This window comes from Streptococcus oralis SK304 (assembly GCF_000287715.1).
Classification (GTDB): Bacteria; Bacillota; Bacilli; order Lactobacillales; family Streptococcaceae; genus Streptococcus; species Streptococcus oralis_Y.
This window is the reverse complement of record NZ_ALJN01000016.1, coordinates 667,244-686,758: the sequence shown is the minus strand read 5'-3', so window position 1 is coordinate 686,758 and position 19,515 is coordinate 667,244. Positions and strand designations below refer to the sequence as shown.

Sequence of the window (19,515 nt, the reverse complement as noted above, 5' to 3'; positions counted from 1 at the left end):
CAAAGAGGTATTAGTGTCGTGTCTCAATCTTATATCAATGTTATCGGTGCAGGTTTGGCAGGGTCTGAAGCTGCTTACCAAATCGCAGAACGTGGTATTCCAGTTAAACTTTATGAAATGCGTGGTGTCAAGTCAACACCTCAGCACAAAACAGACAATTTTGCTGAGTTGGTTTGTTCCAATTCTTTGCGTGGCGATGCCCTGACAAATGCGGTTGGGCTCCTCAAGGAAGAAATGCGTCGCTTGGGTTCGGTCATCTTGGAATCTGCCGAGGCTACACGTGTTCCTGCAGGCGGAGCCCTTGCGGTGGACCGTGATGGTTTCTCCCAGATGGTGACTGAGAAAGTGGCCAACCATCCCTTGATTGAGGTGGTTCGCGATGAAATTACAGAACTGCCAACTGATGTTATTACAGTTGTGGCTACTGGTCCTTTGACTAGCGATGCTCTAGCTGAAAAGATTCATGCCCTTAATGACGGTGATGGTTTCTATTTCTACGATGCGGCAGCACCTATTATCGATGTCAACACCATCGATATGAGTAAGATCTATCTCAAATCTCGTTATGACAAGGGAGAGGCGGCCTACCTCAATGCCCCTATGACCAAGCAAGAGTTTATGGATTTCCATGAAGCCTTGGTCAATGCCGAGGAAGCTCCGCTCAATTCTTTTGAAAAAGAAAAGTACTTTGAAGGTTGTATGCCGATCGAAGTCATGGCCAAGCGTGGCATTAAAACCATGCTTTATGGTCCTATGAAACCAGTCGGTCTTGAGTATCCAGACGACTACACAGGACCTCGTGATGGCGAATTTAAAACACCTTATGCGGTTGTCCAGCTTCGTCAGGATAATGCGGCTGGTAGTCTCTACAATATCGTTGGATTCCAAACCCACCTCAAATGGGGGGAGCAAAAGCGTGTTTTCCAAATGATTCCCGGTCTTGAAAATGCGGAGTTTGTCCGTTATGGGGTCATGCACAGAAATTCTTACATGGATTCCCCAAACTTGCTAGAACAAACCTATCGTTCTAAGAAACAGCCAAATCTCTTCTTTGCTGGTCAGATGACGGGTGTGGAAGGCTATGTCGAATCAGCAGCTTCAGGCTTGGTTGCGGGTATTAACGCGGCTCGACTCTTCAAGGGAGAAAGTGAGGCTATTTTCCCAGAGACCACAGCGATTGGAAGTCTGGCTCATTACATCACTCATGCAGATAGCAAACATTTCCAACCCATGAATGTCAATTTCGGGATTATCAAGGAGTTAGAAGGCGAGCGTATCCGTGATAAGAAGGCTCGTTATGAAAAAATTGCAGAGCGTGCCCTTACCGACTTAGAGGAATTTTAACCGTCTAATTTTTTTGAAAGAATTGCTCATGATACTATAAAAATCTTAGAAATTGTGATAAAATAGGTAGGATAAAAAAAGGAGAGTAAAAATGGCGAACCCCAAGTATAATCGTATTTTAATCAAGTTATCAGGTGAAGCCCTTGCCGGTGAACGTGGCGTAGGGATTGATATCCAAACAGTTCAAACAATCGCAAAAGAGATTGAAGAAGTTCATAGCTTAGGTATCGAAATTGCCCTTGTTATTGGTGGAGGAAATCTCTGGCGTGGAGAACCTGCTGCAGAAGCAGGAATGGACCGTGTTCAGGCAGATTACACTGGAATGCTTGGGACCGTTATGAATGCTCTTGTGATGGCAGATTCATTGCAACAAGTTGGTGTCGATACGCGAGTGCAAACTGCCATTGCTATGCAACAAGTGGCAGAACCTTACGTACGTGGACGTGCCCTTCGTCATCTTGAAAAAGGCCGTATCGTTATCTTTGGTGCCGGGATTGGTTCACCGTACTTCTCAACAGATACAACAGCAGCCCTTCGTGCAGCTGAAATTGAAGCAGATGCCATCCTTATGGCTAAAAATGGCGTAGACGGTGTTTACAATGCCGATCCTAAGAAAGACAAGACAGCCGTTAAGTTTGAAGAATTGACCCACCGTGATGTTATCAACAAAGGTCTTCGTATCATGGACTCAACTGCTTCAACCCTCTCAATGGATAACGACATTGACTTGGTGGTCTTTAACATGAACCAACCAGGCAACATCAAACGTGTCGTATTTGGTGAAAATATCGGAACAACAGTTTCAAACAATATCGAAGAAAAGGAATAAGAAAATTATGGCTAACGCAATTGTAGAAAAAGCTAAAGAGAGAATGACCCAGTCTCACCAATCACTTGCTCGTGAATTTGGTGGTATCCGTGCCGGTCGTGCCAACGCAAGCTTGCTAGACCGTATCCACGTAGAATACTATGGAGTCGAAACTCCTCTTAACCAAATCGCTTCAATTACCATTCCAGAAGCGCGTGTCTTGTTGGTAACACCATTTGACAAGTCTTCATTGAAAGACATCGAACGTGCCTTGAACGCTTCTGATCTTGGTATTACACCAGCTAATGACGGTTCTGTGATTCGCTTGGTTATCCCAGCTCTTACAGAAGAAACTCGTCGTGACCTTGCCAAAGAAGTGAAGAAGGTCGGTGAGAATGCTAAAGTGGCTATCCGTAACATCCGTCGCGACGCTATGGATGAAGCCAAGAAACAAGAAAAAGCTAAAGAAATCACTGAAGATGAATTGAAGACTCTTGAAAAAGATATTCAAAAAGTAACAGACGATGCTGTTAAACACATCGACGACATGACTGCCAATAAAGAAAAAGAAATCTTGGAAGTCTAAGAAATAAACAGAAAAACTCAGTTGGCATTGCTGGCTGAGTTTTATTCGAAAGAAGGAAATATGAATACAAATCTTGCAAGTTTAATCGTTGGACTTATCATCGATGAAAATGACCGTTTTTACTTTGTGCAAAAGGATGGTCAAACCTATGCACTTGCCAAGGAAGAAGGTCAACATACAGTAGGGGATACGGTCAAAGGTTTTGCCTACACGGATATGAAGCAAAAACTACGTCTGACAACTTTAGAAGTGACTGCCACTCAGGACCAATTTGGTTGGGGAACGGTAACAGAAGTTCGTAAGGACTTGGGTGTTTTTGTCGATACCGGTCTACCTGATAAAGAAATCGTTGTGTCACTCGATATCCTCCCTGAGCTCAAGGAACTATGGCCTAAGAAGGGCGACAAACTCTACATCCGCCTTGAAGTGGACAATAAAGACCGTATCTGGGGACTCTTGGCTTATCAAGAAGACTTCCAACGTTTGGCTCGTCCTGCCTACAACAACATGCAGAACCAAAATTGGCCAGCCATTGTTTACCGTCTCAAGCTGTCAGGAACTTTTGTTTACCTGCCAGAGAATAACATGCTTGGTTTCATTCACCCAAGTGAGCGCTACGCAGAGCCACGCTTGGGGCAAGTTTTAGATGCGCGTGTGATTGGTTTCCGTGAAGTGGATCGTACTTTGAATCTATCCCTCAAACCACGTTCCTTTGAGATGTTGGAAAATGATGCTCAGATGATTTTGACCTACTTGGAAAGCAATGGCGGTTTCATGACCTTGAATGATAAGTCAGCGCCAGATGATATCAAGGCTACCTTTGGTATTTCTAAAGGTCAATTTAAAAAAGCGCTCGGTGGTTTGATGAAGGCTGGTAAAATCAAGCAAGATCAGTTTGGGACAGAGTTGGTTTAGGGAGACATATGAGAAAATCATTTTACACTTGGCTCATGACCGAGCGCAATCCTAAAAGTAACAGTCCCAAAGCCATCTTGGCAGACCTCGCTTTTGAAGAGTCAGCCTTCCCAAAACACACAGATGATTTTGATGAGGTGAGTCGCTTTTTGGAGGAACATGCCAGTTTCTCTTTTAACCTAGGAGATTTTGACGCTATCTGGCAAGAATACTTAGAACACTAGAGACAATGAGATGAGGCTAGTATTTTATTGTTCTCTTTGCTATAATAAAAAGAAATAAACGGATTAGAGAGGTTCTTTATTTGAAGGAACATTCAATAGACATTCAACTGAGTCATCCAGATGACTTGTTTCATCTTTTTGGATCCAACGAGCGCCATCTTCGTTTGATGGAAGAAGAGCTCGATGTGGTGATTCATGCCCGTACGGAGATTGTCCAGGTTTTGGGAGAAGAAGCTGCATGCGAGGAAGCCCGTCAGGTTATCCAAGCCTTGATGGTCTTGGTGAATCGAGGAATGACGGTTGGCACGCCAGATGTGGTGACGGCTATTACCATGGTCAAAAATGATGAAATTGATAAGTTTGTCGCCCTTTACGAAGAAGAAATTATCAAGGACAATACTGGGAAACCGATCCGTGTCAAAACCTTAGGTCAAAAACTTTATGTGGACAGTGTCAAACAGCATGATGTGACCTTTGGAATCGGACCAGCAGGGACAGGGAAGACCTTTCTTGCAGTGACTTTGGCAGTAACTGCCCTTAAACGTGGGCAGGTCAAGCGAATTATCCTAACTCGTCCAGCAGTGGAAGCTGGTGAGAGTCTTGGATTTCTTCCGGGTGATCTCAAGGAAAAGGTGGACCCTTACCTTCGACCTGTTTACGATGCCTTGTATCAGATTTTAGGAAAAGACCAGACGACTCGTCTTATGGAGCGTGAAATTATCGAGATTGCGCCCCTTGCCTACATGCGTGGACGGACCTTGGACGATGCTTTTGTTATTCTCGATGAGGCACAAAATACGACCATCATGCAGATGAAGATGTTCCTGACTCGTTTAGGATTTAATTCTAAGATGATTGTCAATGGAGATATCAGTCAGATTGACCTGCCGCGTAATGTCAAGTCCGGTTTGATTGATGCCCAAGAAAAGCTTAAGAATATTCACCAAATCGACTTTGTTCATTTTTCAGCTAAGGATGTGGTTCGTCATCCAGTTGTCTCTCAGATTATCCGAGCTTATGAACCAGCTCCACTTAAAAATGAAGAAAAGAAGGAAGAGACAGAATAACAAAAGAAGAGCAGTTCCATTTGAACTGCTCTTCTTCTTTTTAATGAGTGTCTAGATTTAAACAAGTTCGTCGATAGACGTATGATCTTTATCGAGGCCTTGAGCAACTGGGAGGCTGGTCAAGTAACCTTGATAAGTGGTCACACCTTGACGCAAGCCCTCATCTTCAGCAATTGCTTGTGCGAATCCTTTGCCAGCCAGAGCTTCGATATAAGGAAGAGTGACATTTGTTAGGGCGATAGTAGAAGTACGGGCAACCGCACCAGGGATATTGGCAACGGCATAGTGGAGAACACCGTGTTTTTCATAAACAGGCTCATCGTGCGTTGTCACACGGTCAGCTGTTTCGATAACGCCACCTTGGTCAACAGCAACGTCAACGATGACAGATCCTGGACGCATTTGTTTGACCATCTCATCTGTCACTAATTTCGGTGCTTTGGCACCAGGGATGAGAACCGCTCCAATTACCACATCAGCATCTCTCACACTGGCTTCAATGTTGAAAGAATTTGACATAAGAGTTTGGATTTGGTTACCAAAGACTTCTTCTAGAACTGAGAGACGTTTAGCACTGATATCTAAAATAGTCACTTGGGCACCAACTCCAAGGGCGATACGGGCAGCATGTGTACCGACGACACCGCCACCGATGATGGTTACTTTTCCTTTTGGAACACCTGGTACACCACCTAGTAGGACACCAGAGCCACCAGCTTGCTTAGTAAGGAAGTGGGCTCCGATTTGAACCGCCATACGACCTGCAACTTCACTCATAGGAACGAGGAGTGGTAGTTGTCCTTGATTGTCACGAACAGTCTCATAGGCAATTCCTGTTGTTTTGGCTGCTAGCATAGCATCTGCCAATTCTGGAGCGGCGGCCATGTGCAAGTAAGTGAAGAGGAGAAGATCATCGCGCAAGTATCCGTATTCAGAAGCTAGTGGTTCTTTTACTTTCACGACTAATTCGGCAGCCCAGGCTTCAGCAGCAGTAGCGACAATCTCAGCTCCTTGCTTTTGATAGTCTTCATCAGTAAATCCTGAACCGAGACCAGCATTTGTTTCGATGAGGACACGATGTCCACGGCTGACTAAACTATGGACGCCAGCAGGAGTTAGGGCAACGCGGTTTTCGTTATTTTTAATTTCTTTTGGAATTCCGATTAACATAGAGATAACCTACCTTTCAATTGACGGGATTATTTAGTTGTCACATTCCATTTCATAAATCAAAAATGTGATGGTTTTATTGTATATGAAACCGCTTCAAAAATCAAGAAAAACTTGTTATCAAAATTTATTTATGCTAGACTAGTGGGAATCAAGTTTTAATGGAGGGAAAAGTATGGAATCAATATTTGTGAAATTTGCCCAGTATCCGTCTATAGAAACAGAGCGTTTGTTGCTCCGACCTGTAACCTTGGATGATGCGGATGCTATGTTTCAGTATGCCTCAGACAGAGAAAATACGCGCTACACTTTTCCAACCAATCAAAGCTTGGAAGAAACCAAGAATAACATCGCTCAGTTCTACTTGGCCAATCCCTTGGGACGATGGGGAATCGAACTAAAAAGCAATGGTCAGTTTATCGGTACCATTGACCTGCACAAGATTGATCCTGTTCTTAAGAAAGCAGCTATTGGCTACATTATCAATAAAAAATATTGGAATCAAGGATTGACGACAGAGGCCAATCGTGCCGTGATTGAACTGGCTTTTGAGAAGATTGGAATGAACAAGTTGACCGCCCTACACGATAAAGACAATCCTGCATCAGGAAAGGTCATGGAGAAATCAGGTATGCGTTTTTCCCACGAAGAAGCTTATGCTTGTATGGACCAGCATGAAAAAGGACGAATCGTTACAAGAGTTCATTATGTCTTGACCAAGGAAGATTATTTTGCAAATAAATAAGCAGTTGAAAAGAAATTTTCGACTGTTTTTTCTTACTCTTACGAATAACATAAGAGAGGAGAAAATATGGAAGCAATTATCGAGAAAATCAAAGAGTATAAAATCATTGTCATCTGTGCAGGTTTGGGTCTGGCCTTAGGCGGCTTTTTCTTGTTAAAACCAACTTCACAAACACCTGTGAAAGAAACAAATTTACAGGCAGAAGTTGCATCTGTTTCAAAGGATTCAACTTCTGAAAAAGAAGTGAAGAAGGAAGAAAAGGAAGAGTCTCCTGAACAAGATTTAATCACAGTAGATGTCAAAGGTGCTGTTAAATCACCAGGGATTTATGACTTGCCAGTAGGTAGTCGTGTTCATGATGCCGTTCAGAAAGCTGGTGGCTTGACAGAGCAAGCAGATAGCAAGTCGCTCAATCTAGCTCAGAAAGTTAGTGACGAGGCTCTGGTCTACGTCCCGAGTAAGGGGGAAGAAGCAGCTAGTCAGCAGGCTGCCTCTGGAACGACTCCTTCGTCAAGTAAAGAAAAGAAGATCAACCTAAATAAAGCTAGTCTGGAAGAGCTCAAGCAGGTCAAGGGACTGGGTGGTAAACGAGCCCAGGATATTATCGACCATCGTGAGGCAAATGGTAAATTTAAGTCAGTAGATGAACTCAAGAAAGTCTCTGGCATTGGCGCTAAGACCATAGAAAAGCTAAAAGATTATGTCACAGTGGATTAAGAATTTCCCTATCCCCCTAATCTATCTGAGTTTTCTGTTACTCTGGCTTTACTATGCAATTTTTGGAGCGTCCTATCTCGCACTGCTAGGTTTTGTTTTTTTGCTCGTCTGTCTCTTTTTCCAATTTCCTTGGAAATCGGCTGGTAAAGTTCTAGCGATTTGTGGAGTTTTTGGATTTTGGTTTCTGTTTCAAACTTGGCAACAGACACAAGCTAGTCAAAAGTTAGTGGATTCTGTTGAGAAGGTACGGATTTTACCAGATACTATCAAAGTCAATGGAGATAGTCTGTCCTTTCGGGGCAAGGCTGACGGTCGTACCTTCCAAGTTTACTATAAACTCCAGTCCGAGGAGGAGAAAGAGCACTTTCAAGCCTTGACAGACCTTCATGAGGTTGAACTAGAAGGAAAACTTTCCGAGCCAGAAGGCCAGAGAAATTTTGGTGGATTTGACTACCGAGCCTATCTGAAGACTCAGGGGATTTACCAAACTTTGACTATCAAGAGTATCCAGTCAATGAAAAAGGTTAGCAGTTGGGATATAGGTGAAAACCTATCGAGTCTACGTAGAAAGGCTATTGTTTGGATCAAGACGCACTTTCCCGACCCTATGCGCAACTATATGACAGGGCTGTTGCTAGGACATCTGGATACGGACTTCGAGGAGATGAATGAGCTCTATTCTAGTCTAGGAATTATCCACCTTTTTGCCTTGTCAGGTATGCAGGTAGGATTTTTTATGGATGGGTTTAAGAAGCTCCTTTTGCGATTGGGCTTGACTCAAGAAAAGTTGAAGTGGCTGACCTATCCCTTTTCCCTTATCTATGCAGGTTTGACAGGATTCTCAGCTTCGGTCATTCGCAGTCTCTTACAAAAGTTACTAGCCCAACATGGCTACAAGGGCTTGGACAATTTTGCCTTAACGGTCCTTGTCCTCTTTATCATTATGCCCAACTTTTTCTTGACAGCAGGAGGAGTCTTGTCCTGTGCCTACGCTTTTATCTTGACCATGACCAGTAAAGAAGGGGAGGGGCTCAAGGCTGTTGCTAGAGAAAGTCTAGTCATTTCCTTGGGAATATTGCCTATTTTGTCCTTTTATTTTGCAGAATTTCAGCCTTGGTCAATTATTTTAACCTTTGTCTTTTCCTTTCTTTTTGATTTGGTTTTCTTACCACATTTGTCTATCTTATTCATTCTGTCTTTTGTTTACCCAGTCACTCAGTTTAACTTTGTCTTTGAGTGCTTGGAGAACATCATTCGCTTGGTATCGCAGCTGGCAAGTAGACCTCTAGTTTTTGGACAACCCAATGCAGGACTGTTGATTCTACTGTTGATTTCCCTGGCAATACTGTATGATTTTAGGAAAAACATCAAAAAGGTAGCAGGATTCAGTCTCTTTATCGTAGGACTCTTTTTCTTGACCAAGCATCCGCTGGAAAATGAAATTACCATGCTGGATGTAGGGCAGGGAGAAAGCATTTTTCTAAGGGATGTAACTGGTAAAACCATACTCATAGATGTAGGAGGAAAGGCAGAATCCGACAAAAAAATCCAAGCTTGGCAGCAAAAGTCGACGACCAGCAATGCCCAGAGAACCTTGATTCCCTATCTTAAAAGTCGTGGAGTAGACAAGATTGACCAGCTGATTTTGACCAATACAGAGAAGGAGCATGTTGGAGATTTGCTGGAGGTGACCAAGGCTTTCCATGTCGGGGAGATTTTAGTGTCAAAAAGAAGTTTGACACAGAAGGAATTTGTAGCAGAACTAGAAGAAATCCAAACCAAGGTACGCAGTGTGACAGCAGGGGAGAATTTTCCGATTTTTGGCAGTTACTTAGAAGTCCTATCTCCAAGGAAGATTGGAGATGGAAGTCATGATGATTCTCTCCTTCTTTATGGGAAACTCTTGGATAAGCATTTTCTCTTTACTGGAAACTTGGAGGAAAAAGGAGAGAAGGACTTGCTGAAGCATTATCCTGACCTAGATGTGGATGTCTTGAAAGCAGGCCAGCATGGTGCTAGAACCTCATCAAATCCAGTTTTTCTAGAAAAACTCAAACCAGAGCTCACTCTCATCTCGGTTGGTAAGACCAATCGTGCCAAACTCCCCCATCAGGAAACCTTGACACGACTAGAAACTATCAAGAGTAAGATTTACCGAACTGACCAGAACGGAGCTATTCGCTTTAAAGGATGGAATAGTTGGCGAATTGAAAGCGTTCGTTAGGAAGAAAAATGTTATATATTAGTTAAATAAACTAAAAATCTGTTGCATAATACTGAGAAAAACGATAAAATGAAAGTGCTTTCAATAGTAGTGATATAAATGCAATGTAAACATGAAGAATCAGCAAAAGTCGTTTTATTAGCTAGTTTGTTATCTATTGGTCTTTTTCAGTCCAGTGTATCTGCTGTGAGAGTCACTAAGAGTTATTGGTATGATTGGAATACCGTGTGGGAATATAGTACCAACTATCACGACCATCAATATGCTTGGATTCCGTCATGGTCTCGTTATGAAGGCTATTCTGAGTATAAAATTGGTTCTGGCTGGAATTACGATCGTTATGAAGTCATAAACTACTACAGCGGAAACTATTAATCGTTAAAAATTGAGAAAAAGGAGGGCTGGATATGTTAACTCTTACTCATGTTACCTTAAAAACGCGACAAGTCATCTTGCAAGATGCGGATTTTACCTTTAAAAAGGGTAGGATTTATGGCCTTCTTGCTATCAATGGCTCGGGAAAGACGACCCTGTTCCGAGCTATGAGCAAGCTACTTCCCCTTAGTAGTGGACATATCGCAGCCCCTCCTTCTTTGTTTTATTATGAGAGCGTTGAATGGCTGGATGGAAACCTAAGTGGGATGGACTACCTTCGTCTCATAAAAAACATCTGGAAGTCAGACCTAAACTTGGGGGACGAAATCGCCTATTGGGAAATGTCTGACTATATCAACCTTCCCATCCGCAAGTATTCCTTAGGGATGAAGCAACGCTTGGTGATTGCTATGTATTTCCTCAGTCAGGCGAAATGCTGGCTCATGGATGAGGTAACAAATGGTTTAGACGAATATTATCGACAGAAGTTTTTTGATAGGCTGGCACAAATCAATAGACAAGAACAGCTGGTTCTTTTGAGTTCCCACTACAAAGAGGAGTTGGTGGAGATTTGCGATAGCATGGTAACCATTCGTCAGGGCCAGATAGAAGAGGTTCCGTTATGAAAGATATTAGCCTATTTTTGTTAAAGAAAGTTTTCAAAAGTCGCTTAAACTGGGTTATCTTAGCTTTATTTGTATCTGGACTCGGTGTTACCTTTTATTTTAATAGTCAGACTGCAAACTCCGTCAGCTTGGAGAGAGAGTTGGAAACTAGTCTTGTAAACCGTGAGAGAGTCATCAATGGATATGAAGAGAAACTCTCCCAAATATCTGACACCAGCTCGGAGGAATACCAGATTGCTGAAAGTAATTTAGAATTGCAAAAAAATCTTTTGACTCAAAAGAAAGAAATTCTGGCTTTGTTAAAAGAAGGACGCTGGAAAGAAGCCTACTATTTGCAGTGGCAAGCTGAGGAAAAGAGTTATGAAATTGTATCAAAGGAACCGACTTCTAACTCTGACTTTAAAATGGCGGTTGACCGCGAACGAAAGACTTACCAAGCCCTATATCCCTTGAACATAAAAGCCCACAATTTAGTTTATCCGACCCACGGGATTGATCAGATTGTCTGGATTTTAGAGCTTATCATCCCAAGCTTGTTTGTGGTTGCTATTATTTTTATGCTAACGCAACTGTTCGCAGAAAGATATCAAAATAATCTCGATACAGCTCAATTATATCCTTTTTCAAAAGTGACATTTGCCATGTCCTCTCTTGGAGTTGGAGTGGGTTATGTAACTGTGCTGTTTATCGGAATCAGCGGATTTTCTTTTCTAGTGGGAAGTCTGATAAGTGGTTTTGGACAGTTAGATTATCCCTACCCGATATATAGCTTAACGAATCAAGAGGTAACCATTGGAAAAATACAAGATGTATTATTTCCTAGCTTGCTCTTGGCTTTCTTAGCCTTTATCGTCATTGTGGAAGTAGTGTACTTGATTGCTTACTTTTTCAAGCAAAAAATGCCTGTCCTCTTTCTTTCACTTATTGGGATTGTTGGCTTATTGTTTGGTATTCAAACAATTCAGCCTCTTCAGAGTATTGCGCATCTGATTCCCTTTACATACTTGCGTTCAGTAGAGATTTTATCTGGAAGATTACCTAAGCAGATTAATAATGTAGATCTAAATTGGAGCATGGGGCTGATCTTACTTCCTTGCCTGATTATCCTTTTGTTAGTGGGTATTCTATTTATCGAAAGATGGGGAAGTTCACGTAAAAAGAAAAGTTTTAATAGGTCTTAGCATTCCTATACGGAAGGTGAGGAAAAAACTAACAGAGGGAGGAAACCGACTAGGTTCTCTCTTTTTGATGCGGACATCAAGAAGAAAACTGAAAGTTTTTCGAAAAAATGACTTTTTATCTTGACAAGGGATAGAAAACTTGGTATCATATAAAAGTTGAGAAAAGCAGAAGTGAGAGCTTCTCGCCTTGTGACATTGAGTTGCCTGGCCCTACGGATGAAAAGTTTCTAAGAAACGCTATCATAACGTGCGGGCTTGTATCATTACGAGTCCGCTCTTGTTTTTCTCTAATAATAAAAAAGAGGTGAAAACCATAGCAAAGCAAGACTTATTCATCAATGATGAAATTCGTGTACGTGAAGTTCGCTTGATCGGTCTTGAGGGAGAACAGCTAGGCATTAAGCCACTCAGCGAAGCGCAAGCATTGGCTGATAGTGCAAATGTTGACTTAGTATTGATTCAACCCCAAGCAAAACCGCCTGTTGCTAAAATTATGGACTACGGTAAGTTCAAATTTGAGTATCAGAAAAAGCAAAAAGAACAACGTAAAAAACAAAGTGTTGTTACTGTGAAAGAAGTTCGTCTGAGTCCAACTATTGACAAGGGTGACTTTGACACAAAACTTCGCAATGCACGCAAGTTCCTTGAAAAAGGAAATAAAGTTAAGGTATCCATTCGCTTTAAAGGGCGTATGATCACCCATAAAGAGATTGGTGCAAAAGTTTTAGCCGAGTTTGCTGAAGCAACACAAGATATTGCGATCATCGAACAACGAGCTAAGATGGATGGACGCCAAATGTTCATGCAGTTGGCGCCAGCAACTGACAAAAAATAAGTGTCAGAAAGTTAAATAAAGGAGAAAAAATCATGCCAAAACAAAAAACACACCGCGCATCAGCTAAACGTTTCAAACGTACAGGTTCTGGTGGACTTAAACGTTTCCGTGCTTACACTTCTCACCGTTTCCACGGAAAAACTAAGAAACAACGTCGTCATCTTCGTAAAGCATCTATGGTGCATTCAGGAGATTTCAAACGTATCAAAGCAATGCTTACTCGCTTGAAATAATAGCCTAACAGTAAGTAAACAATTCTAGGAAATATTTGGAGGAAATAAAACATGGCACGTGTTAAAGGTGGCGTTGTATCACGCAAACGTCGTAAACGTATTCTTAAATTAGCAAAAGGTTACTATGGAGCTAAACACATCTTGTTCCGTACTGCAAAAGAACAAGTAATGAACTCTTACTACTATGCATACCGTGACCGTCGTCAAAAGAAACGTGACTTCCGCAAATTGTGGATCACTCGTATCAACGCGGCAGCTCGTATGAACGGACTTTCATACTCACAATTGATGCATGGTTTGAAATTGGCTGAGATTGAAGTAAACCGTAAAATGCTTGCTGACTTGGCTGTTAACGATGCAGCAGCTTTCACAGCTCTTGCAGATGCAGCTAAAGCAAAACTTGGTAAATAATAATTGATAAGACTGGAACAGGATTGTCCCAGTCTTTTTAAAAATAAAGGAGAATATATGGCTTCAAAAATGCTACACACTTGCTTGCGAGTAGAAAACCTTGAAAAATCAATTGCATTCTATCAAGATGCTTTTGGTTTTAAAGAATTGCGTCGCAGAGATTTTCCAGACCATGCCTTCACGATTGTCTATCTAGGACTTGACGGTGATGACTACGAGTTGGAATTGACCTATAACTATGACCACGGCCCTTATGTGGTTGGAGATGGCTTTGCCCATATCGCCCTCAGTACACCTGACCTTGAGGCACTTCATCAAGAACATAGTGCGAAAGGCTATGAGGTTACAGAGTCAAAAGGCCTACCTGGAACCCCACCAAACTATTACTTTGTCAAGGATCCTGATGGCTACAAGGTCGAAGTCATTCGTGAAAAATAATCGAGTGAAGTCAAGTAGAATGTTCGTTTTCTGCTTGACTTTTTTTCTTTGAAAGAGTATACTAATACAAATTTAACCTTTAAGGGGAGTCCAGAGAGACTCACAAGGTGTCAGATAAAAGGGATAAGGGGACTCTCTGTGGAGACTTTTTAAGTGTGCGCATGAGTTCTAGCCTAACCTAACTGAGACCTTGCTATAGCAAGGTCTTTTCTTTATCTGGTCCCCTTAAATTTAAGGAGGAAAAGTCATGAATCCCACATGTAAGAAGCGTATGGGTGCGATTCGTATGGAAAGCATGAAGGTGGTCGCACAGGAGGAAATCGCGCCAGCAATCTTTGAATTAGTCCTAGAAGGAGAAATGGTTGAAGCCATGCGAGCAGGTCAATTTCTCCATCTGCGTGTGCCTGATGATGCCCATCTCTTGCGTCGTCCTATTTCAATTTCATCTATTGACAAGGCTAAGAAGCAGTGTCATCTCATTTATCGGATTGAGGGAGCTGGGACAGCTATTTTTTCAACATTAAGTCAGGGAGATACTCTTGATGTGATGGGACCTCAGGGGAATGGTTTTGACTTGTCTGATTTAGGCAATCAGAGCCAAGTTCTCCTCGTTGGTGGTGGGATTGGTGTTCCACCCTTGCTTGAGGTAGCCAAGGAATTGCATGCGCGTGGGGTGACAGTAGTGACAGTCCTCGGTTTTGCCAGCAAGGATGCTGTTATTCTCGAAACCGAATTGGCCCAATATGGTCAGGTCTTTGTTACGACAGATGATGGTTCTTATGGCATTAAGGGAAATGTATCTGTTGTCATCAATGATTTAGACAGTAAATTTGATGCTGTTTACTCATGTGGGGCGCCTGGAATGATGAAGTATATCAATCAAAGATTTTATGATCATCCAAGAGCCTACCTATCTCTGGAATCCCGTATGGCTTGTGGGATGGGGGCTTGCTATGCCTGTGTTCTAAAGGTGCCAGATAGTGAGACTGTCAGCCAACGCGTCTGTGAAGATGGCCCTGTTTTCCGCACAGGAACAGTTGTATTATAAGGAGAAAATCATGACTACAAATCGTTTACAAGTTTCTCTACCGGGTTTGGATTTGAAAAATCCAATTATTCCAGCATCAGGCTGTTTTGGTTTTGGTCAGGAATATTCCAAGTACTATGATTTGGACCTTTTAGGCTCTATTATGATCAAGGCAACGACTCTAGAACCCCGTTTTGGCAATCCAACTCCTAGGGTGGCAGAAACGCCTGCAGGTATGCTCAATGCAATCGGTTTGCAAAATCCAGGTTTAGAAGCTGTTTTAGCTGAAAAGTTGCCTTGGCTGGAAAGAGAATATCCAACACTTCCTATCATCGCCAATGTAGCAGGCTTTTCAAAACAAGAGTACGCTGCCGTTTCTCAGGGGATTTCCAAGGCAGCCAATGTAAAAGCGATCGAGCTCAATATCTCTTGTCCGAATGTGGATCATGGCAATCATGGACTTTTGATTGGGCAAGATCCTGACTTGGCTTATGAAGTGGTAAAAGCAGCTGTAGAGGCCTCTGATGTGCCAGTTTATGTCAAACTAACCCCTAGTGTAACGGATGTTGTCACCATCGCCAAAGCCGCAGAAGATGCAGGAGCAAGTGGCTTAACCATGATCAATACTCTAGTCGGTATGCGCTTTGACCTCAAAACAAGAAAACCAATCCTAGCCAATGGAACAGGTGGAATGTCTGGACCAGCAGTCTTTCCAGTAGCCCTCAAACTCATCCGCCAAGTCGCCCAAACAACCGACCTTCCCATCATTGGAATGGGGGGAGTGGATTCTGCTGAAGCAGCGCTAGAAATGTATCTGGCTGGTGCCTCTGCCATCGGAGTTGGAACAGCCAACTTTACCAATCCTTATGCCTGTCCTGATATCATCGAAAATTTACAAAAAGTTATGGACAAATATGGCATTAGTAGTTTGGAAGATCTCCGTAAGGAAGTCAAAGCCAGTCTGAGATAAGCTAGGTCTTCCTTATTGTCAACAAGAAATAGAATCTTCATCAATTTGTAATATTTCCGTCGGTTAACTATGTTACAATAGGGTTTAGAAAACGTTATTGGAGCATTTAAATGAAACGATGGAAAGTGGCCCTAGTAAGTGCTGGTTTATTGGGGTGTTTTTTTACTGTAGTGGAGACAGCAAAAGCAGAAGAGGGAACTTGGCAAGGAAAGACCTACCTCAAAGCTGATGGAAAACCAGTAACCAACCAATGGATCTTTGACCAAACGTATCAGAATTGGTTTTATCTTAAGGCTGATGGACAACGTGCAGAAAACGGCTGGCTGACTGTTGATGGTAAGGATTACTATTTTAACGAAGCTGGGAAATTAGCTACGAAAACGTGGATTGGCCAGTACTATGTGACTGAAAGTGGTGCTAAAGCTAAGGAACAGTGGGTATTTAATCAGGAACAAGAATCCTGGTATTATCTCAAGTCTGATGGTCAGAAAGCTCAAAATGAGTGGATTCAACAAGGTCAGGAAAAATATTACCTTAAAGCAGATGGAAAAATGGCCAAAGATGAGTGGATCACTCAAGGGGAGAACCAATACTACATCAATTCACAAGGTAAAATGCTGAAAAGTACTTGGCTTGGTAAGAACTATTTGTCAGAAAATGGTAATAAAGTCAAACAAGGTTGGATTTATGATGATAACTATAGCAGTTGGTTCTACATTCAACAAGATGGTACCTATGCTGAAAATGGCTGGCAAACTATAGATGGGAAGGACTACCATTTCAAATCAGGCGGTTATCTTTCTACTGAACGTTGGATTGACCGCTTCTATGTTGCTAAAAGTGGAGCTAAATTGAAATCGGAATGGCTCTTTGATAAGAATTATGATTCTTGGTTTTACTTGAAAGCTGATGGTAGCTATGCCGAAAAAGGCTGGGAAACGATTAAAGGTAAAGATTACCATTTCAAATTTGGAGGCTATCTTTCTACTGAACGTTGGATTGACCGCTTCTATGTTGCTAAGAGTGGAGCTAAACTGAAATCGGAATGGCTCTTTGACAAGAATTATAACTCATGGTTTTACTTGAAAGCTGACGGAACCTATGCTGAAAAAGGTTGGCAAATCATCAAAGGTAAGGATTACCATTTCAAATCCGGTGGCTACCTCTCCACAGAAACGTGGATTGACCGCAGCTATGTGACGAGTAGTGGAGCAAAAGCTGGTAAAGGTTGGCTCTTTGACAAGAATTATAACTCATGGTTCTATATTAACTCTGATGGAAATTATGCCAATAAAGAATGGATCTGGGATAATGGTTACTACTATCTCAAATCTGGCGGTTATATGGCTGCGAGTGAGTGGGTATGGTACAAGAATAACTGGTTCTACCTCAAGTCAAATGGAAAGATGGCTGAGAAAGAATTAATCTACGATTCATCCGACCAATCATGGTATTACCTTAAATCAGGCGGTTATATTGCAAAAAATGAAACTGTGGATGGTCATACCTTGGATGCTTCTGGTAGATGGCATGTTGCGGATAAAACCAAATATTACAAAGTTAAACCCATCACAGCCTATGTCTATAGTGCATCTGGAGAAATCTTGAGTTACATTAACCAAGGAAGCATTGTTTCACTGGATAGCTCGACGCGAAAAGGCGGCCGACTTGCAGTTTCGATTTCTGGCTTGTCTGGCTATATGAATCAAAGTGATTTGACAGCAGTAGATGAAGGTAGCGAGTTTATCCCTCATTATACTAGTGATGGGAAATTCCTCTACCATGAACTCTCTCCTTATACGAGTATCAAAGTAGCTCCACACACTTCTGCTATGGTTATTGGCAAGAAGTACTACTCAACTGATGGAGAGCATTTTGATGGCTTTACCATTAAAAATCCTTTCCTTTATAAAAACTTGAGAGAACCAAGTAATTATAGTGCAGCTGAGTTGGATAAACTGTATTCGATGATGAACTTGCAGGATAGTCCTCTTGCAGGTAAAGGAGCGACTTTCAAAGAAGCTGAGGAACGCTACGGTGTCAATGCCCTTTACTTGATGGCACATAGTGCCCTTGAAAGTGCTTGGGGTCGCAGTCAAATTGCCAGAGATAAGAACAACTTCTTTGGTATTGCTGCTTATGATACTAGCCCATATCTCTCAGCCAAGAGCTTTGATAATGTGGATAAAGGAATCCTTGGAGCGGCCAAGTGGATCCGTGAGAATTACATTGACTACGGCAGAGACCACCTTGGAAATAAAGCAACCGGGATGAATGTTCGCTATGCTTCTGATCCATACTGGGGTGAGAAGATAGCCAGCATCATGATGACTATCAACAGCAAACTTGGTTGGAAAGACTAATCAAAAGAAATCAGCGGTAACTACTGAAAAGTAGTTATCGTTTTTGTTTTGGACATTGGAGGAGAAATAGTATAATAACAGTCTCTTTATTCTTGAACAATTAACAAAATGATAGTAAAATGTAATAGGAGATATTAATCTAATTACTATATAAAAAGGAGAATTTTATGAAAAAGTTACTATCCTTCTCAATTGCCTTGCTTTCAATCACAACACTAGTTGCTTGTTCTGGACATAAGGCGGAATCAAAGGTCCCAGAAGAAAAAATTGAACAGAAGCAAATCAAGTTTGATGAGAAGTTGTTTAAAGAAGCTGGACTCTTGCCTTTTAAAAATGAAAAGCAGCTAGAACTTGGGGAATTGGATTCTAAATCACGCGCAACGGGTGCTCATATTCAACTTAAGGACAGCGATGAGCCAACTGAGAAGAGAGAGCCTAAGATAAGTTATAACCCGGTTGGTTGGCATAACTATAATTTTTACTATGGAGATGGTTCTAAAAAGGCATGGTTAATGAATCGAGGTCATTTGATTGGGTACCAGTTTAGTGGATTGAATGATGAAAAGAAAAACTTGGTTCCTATGACTAACTGGCTCAATGCTGGAACATATTATGGAACAGATAACACTAATCAAGAAAGCATGCTTTACTATGAAAATCGATTGGACTCCTGGTTGGCCAATCACCCAAACTACTATCTTGATTATAAGGTGACCCCAATCTATCAAAAGGACGAATTGATTCCAAGACAGATTGAGTTGCAGTATGTGGGAATTGATGAAAACGGCAAACTCTTGGAGATCAAGTTAGGTGGTAGTAAGGAAAAGGTTGATCAGTATTCTGTGACACATGTTATTCTAGACAATGTTTCAGCTAATGCGGAAATCAATTATTTGGATGGTACTGCCAAAAATACAGTTGAAAACGAAGAAGAAAAAGCTAAGAAAGAAGCTGAAGAAAAGGCTAAGAAAGAGGCTGAGGAAAAAGCCAAGAAAGAGGCTGAGGAAAAAGAAGCAGCTGAAAAGAAAGCGAAAGAGGAAGAAGAAAAAAAAGCACGTCAGGCTGCACAAGAAAAGGAAGAAAGTCAGAAATCAAACTCGCAATCAACAAATTCAGGTGGCTACTCAGAGATAGAAAAGGGAGATGGCACAGACCAAATGGTAAATTTGCTTCTAAGAAAGAAATCAGAGAAGCTGGATTGCAGTGGTAGGAAGAGTTTAGTAGATATACAGTCAAAAAGCCGTTGTAAAACGGTT

General features: G+C 41.8%; 20 protein-coding genes, 1 pseudogene and 1 other annotated feature. Of the genes and pseudogenes, 20 read left to right on the top strand and 1 reads right to left on the bottom strand.

Going from position 1 to position 19,515, the window contains the following annotated elements; genetic code table 11:
- Nucleotides 1-18 precede the first annotated feature (18 nt).
- The 6 genes from trmFO to HMPREF1125_RS10230 all read left to right on the top strand — a co-directional run bounded on the left by trmFO (nucleotide 19) and on the right by HMPREF1125_RS10230 (nucleotide 4,944).
- On the top strand, nucleotides 19-1,344 hold the full coding sequence (gene trmFO, locus HMPREF1125_RS10255; protein ID WP_000083703.1) for a methylenetetrahydrofolate--tRNA-(uracil(54)-C(5))-methyltransferase (FADH(2)-oxidizing) TrmFO: 1,326 nt from the start codon (nucleotides 19-21) through the stop codon (nucleotides 1,342-1,344).
- Nucleotides 1,345-1,435: 91 nt separating this feature from the next.
- Nucleotides 1,436-2,173: a UMP kinase gene (gene pyrH / locus HMPREF1125_RS10250; protein ID WP_000013002.1), complete on the top strand. Its 738-nt coding sequence runs from the start codon at nucleotides 1,436-1,438 to the stop codon at nucleotides 2,171-2,173.
- A 7-nt stretch (nucleotides 2,174-2,180) separates the two neighbouring features.
- A complete protein-coding gene (gene frr, locus HMPREF1125_RS10245) occupies nucleotides 2,181-2,738 on the top strand; it encodes a ribosome recycling factor (protein ID WP_001262233.1) in 558 nt (185 codons plus the stop codon).
- A 60-nt stretch (nucleotides 2,739-2,798) separates the two neighbouring features.
- A complete protein-coding gene (gene cvfB, locus HMPREF1125_RS10240; RefSeq protein WP_001095474.1) occupies nucleotides 2,799-3,653 on the top strand; it encodes an RNA-binding virulence regulatory protein CvfB in 855 nt (284 codons plus the stop codon).
- 8 nt (nucleotides 3,654-3,661) lie between these two features.
- Nucleotides 3,662-3,877, top strand: a complete 216-nt coding sequence (locus HMPREF1125_RS10235) for a YozE family protein (RefSeq protein ID WP_001232084.1) — start codon at nucleotides 3,662-3,664, stop codon at nucleotides 3,875-3,877.
- An 80-nt stretch (nucleotides 3,878-3,957) separates the two neighbouring features.
- A complete protein-coding gene (locus HMPREF1125_RS10230) occupies nucleotides 3,958-4,944 on the top strand; it encodes a PhoH family protein (RefSeq protein WP_000658175.1) in 987 nt (328 codons plus the stop codon).
- 57 nt (nucleotides 4,945-5,001) lie between these two features.
- Here the strand turns inward: HMPREF1125_RS10230 and ald are convergent, their stop codons facing one another.
- Entirely contained in the window at nucleotides 5,002-6,114 is a 1,113-nt protein-coding gene (gene ald / locus HMPREF1125_RS10225) for an alanine dehydrogenase (RefSeq protein ID WP_000904718.1), read from the bottom strand.
- Nucleotides 6,115-6,289: 175 nt separating this feature from the next.
- Here ald and HMPREF1125_RS10220 point away from each other — a divergent pair, with 175 nt between their 5' ends.
- The 14 genes and pseudogenes from HMPREF1125_RS10220 to HMPREF1125_RS12975 all read left to right on the top strand — a co-directional run bounded on the left by HMPREF1125_RS10220 (nucleotide 6,290) and on the right by HMPREF1125_RS12975 (nucleotide 19,469).
- Nucleotides 6,290-6,859, top strand: a complete 570-nt coding sequence (locus HMPREF1125_RS10220; protein WP_000443741.1) for a GNAT family N-acetyltransferase — start codon at nucleotides 6,290-6,292, stop codon at nucleotides 6,857-6,859.
- Between the two features lie 66 nt (nucleotides 6,860-6,925).
- Nucleotides 6,926-7,576, top strand: coding sequence for a helix-hairpin-helix domain-containing protein (locus tag HMPREF1125_RS10215; RefSeq protein ID WP_000387315.1), 651 nt, complete (start codon nucleotides 6,926-6,928; stop codon nucleotides 7,574-7,576).
- On the top strand, nucleotides 7,560-9,800 hold the full coding sequence (locus HMPREF1125_RS10210; RefSeq protein ID WP_000084752.1) for a DNA internalization-related competence protein ComEC/Rec2: 2,241 nt from the start codon (nucleotides 7,560-7,562) through the stop codon (nucleotides 9,798-9,800). Before HMPREF1125_RS10215 ends, HMPREF1125_RS10210 begins: the two co-directional genes overlap by 17 nt.
- 186 nt (nucleotides 9,801-9,986) lie before the next feature.
- The gene (locus tag HMPREF1125_RS10205) at nucleotides 9,987-10,175 is read left to right on the top strand and encodes a hypothetical protein (RefSeq protein WP_050547205.1); all 189 of its coding nucleotides are present in this window, start codon (nucleotides 9,987-9,989) and stop codon (nucleotides 10,173-10,175) included.
- 32 nt (nucleotides 10,176-10,207) lie between these two features.
- Nucleotides 10,208-10,801 (top strand): ABC transporter ATP-binding protein, encoded by a 594-nt coding sequence (locus HMPREF1125_RS10200; protein ID WP_000956989.1) that lies wholly within the window; start codon nucleotides 10,208-10,210, stop codon nucleotides 10,799-10,801.
- Complete coding sequence (locus HMPREF1125_RS10195; RefSeq protein ID WP_000652068.1) at nucleotides 10,798-11,982, top strand: hypothetical protein; 1,185 nt, start codon at nucleotides 10,798-10,800, stop codon at nucleotides 11,980-11,982. Before HMPREF1125_RS10200 ends, HMPREF1125_RS10195 begins: the two co-directional genes overlap by 4 nt.
- Nucleotides 11,983-12,139: 157 nt before the next feature.
- Nucleotides 12,140-12,271: a sequence feature (ribosomal protein L20 leader region), on the top strand.
- Nucleotides 12,272-12,286: 15 nt separating this feature from the next.
- Entirely contained in the window at nucleotides 12,287-12,817 is a 531-nt protein-coding gene (gene infC, locus HMPREF1125_RS10190; protein WP_000848184.1) for a translation initiation factor IF-3, read from the top strand.
- A 32-nt stretch (nucleotides 12,818-12,849) separates the two neighbouring features.
- A complete protein-coding gene (rpmI, locus tag HMPREF1125_RS10185; RefSeq protein ID WP_001125942.1) occupies nucleotides 12,850-13,050 on the top strand; it encodes a 50S ribosomal protein L35 in 201 nt (66 codons plus the stop codon).
- A gap of 51 nt (nucleotides 13,051-13,101) precedes the next feature.
- Nucleotides 13,102-13,461: a 50S ribosomal protein L20 gene (gene rplT / locus HMPREF1125_RS10180; protein WP_000124834.1), complete on the top strand. Its 360-nt coding sequence runs from the start codon at nucleotides 13,102-13,104 to the stop codon at nucleotides 13,459-13,461.
- Between the two features lie 57 nt (nucleotides 13,462-13,518).
- Nucleotides 13,519-13,899, top strand: coding sequence for a VOC family protein (locus tag HMPREF1125_RS10175; protein ID WP_000157148.1), 381 nt, complete (start codon nucleotides 13,519-13,521; stop codon nucleotides 13,897-13,899).
- Between the two features lie 247 nt (nucleotides 13,900-14,146).
- Nucleotides 14,147-14,947 (top strand): dihydroorotate dehydrogenase electron transfer subunit, encoded by an 801-nt coding sequence (locus HMPREF1125_RS10170; RefSeq protein ID WP_002883221.1) that lies wholly within the window; start codon nucleotides 14,147-14,149, stop codon nucleotides 14,945-14,947.
- 10 nt (nucleotides 14,948-14,957) lie between these two features.
- Nucleotides 14,958-15,896 carry a dihydroorotate dehydrogenase gene (locus HMPREF1125_RS10165; protein WP_000210708.1) on the top strand — a complete coding sequence of 313 codons (939 nt, stop codon included), beginning with the start codon at nucleotides 14,958-14,960 and terminating at the stop codon, nucleotides 15,894-15,896.
- 110 nt (nucleotides 15,897-16,006) lie between these two features.
- Complete coding sequence (locus tag HMPREF1125_RS10160; protein WP_000832909.1) at nucleotides 16,007-18,259, top strand: glucosaminidase domain-containing protein; 2,253 nt, start codon at nucleotides 16,007-16,009, stop codon at nucleotides 18,257-18,259.
- A 167-nt stretch (nucleotides 18,260-18,426) separates the two neighbouring features.
- Nucleotides 18,427-19,469: pseudogene (locus HMPREF1125_RS12975) on the top strand (DNA/RNA non-specific endonuclease).
- Nucleotides 19,470-19,515: the final 46 nt, after the last annotated feature.

Coding starts and splice junctions, on each gene's coding strand:
- HMPREF1125_RS10210 (WP_000084752.1), top strand. CDS start 7,560: ATGTCACAGTGGATTAAGAATTTCCCTATCCCCCTAATCTATCTGAGT.
- pyrH (WP_000013002.1), top strand. CDS start 1,436: ATGGCGAACCCCAAGTATAATCGTATTTTAATCAAGTTATCAGGTGAA.
- HMPREF1125_RS10235 (WP_001232084.1), top strand. CDS start 3,662: ATGAGAAAATCATTTTACACTTGGCTCATGACCGAGCGCAATCCTAAA.
- cvfB (WP_001095474.1), top strand. CDS start 2,799: ATGAATACAAATCTTGCAAGTTTAATCGTTGGACTTATCATCGATGAA.
- HMPREF1125_RS10160 (WP_000832909.1), top strand. CDS start 16,007: ATGAAACGATGGAAAGTGGCCCTAGTAAGTGCTGGTTTATTGGGGTGT.
- rpmI (WP_001125942.1), top strand. CDS start 12,850: ATGCCAAAACAAAAAACACACCGCGCATCAGCTAAACGTTTCAAACGT.
- HMPREF1125_RS10165 (WP_000210708.1), top strand. CDS start 14,958: ATGACTACAAATCGTTTACAAGTTTCTCTACCGGGTTTGGATTTGAAA.
- HMPREF1125_RS10175 (WP_000157148.1), top strand. CDS start 13,519: ATGGCTTCAAAAATGCTACACACTTGCTTGCGAGTAGAAAACCTTGAA.
- frr (WP_001262233.1), top strand. CDS start 2,181: ATGGCTAACGCAATTGTAGAAAAAGCTAAAGAGAGAATGACCCAGTCT.
- HMPREF1125_RS10200 (WP_000956989.1), top strand. CDS start 10,208: ATGTTAACTCTTACTCATGTTACCTTAAAAACGCGACAAGTCATCTTG.
- rplT (WP_000124834.1), top strand. CDS start 13,102: ATGGCACGTGTTAAAGGTGGCGTTGTATCACGCAAACGTCGTAAACGT.
- ald (WP_000904718.1), bottom strand. CDS start 6,114: ATGTTAATCGGAATTCCAAAAGAAATTAAAAATAACGAAAACCGCGTT.
- HMPREF1125_RS10170 (WP_002883221.1), top strand. CDS start 14,147: ATGAATCCCACATGTAAGAAGCGTATGGGTGCGATTCGTATGGAAAGC.
- HMPREF1125_RS10215 (WP_000387315.1), top strand. CDS start 6,926: ATGGAAGCAATTATCGAGAAAATCAAAGAGTATAAAATCATTGTCATC.
- HMPREF1125_RS10220 (WP_000443741.1), top strand. CDS start 6,290: ATGGAATCAATATTTGTGAAATTTGCCCAGTATCCGTCTATAGAAACA.
- HMPREF1125_RS10195 (WP_000652068.1), top strand. CDS start 10,798: ATGAAAGATATTAGCCTATTTTTGTTAAAGAAAGTTTTCAAAAGTCGC.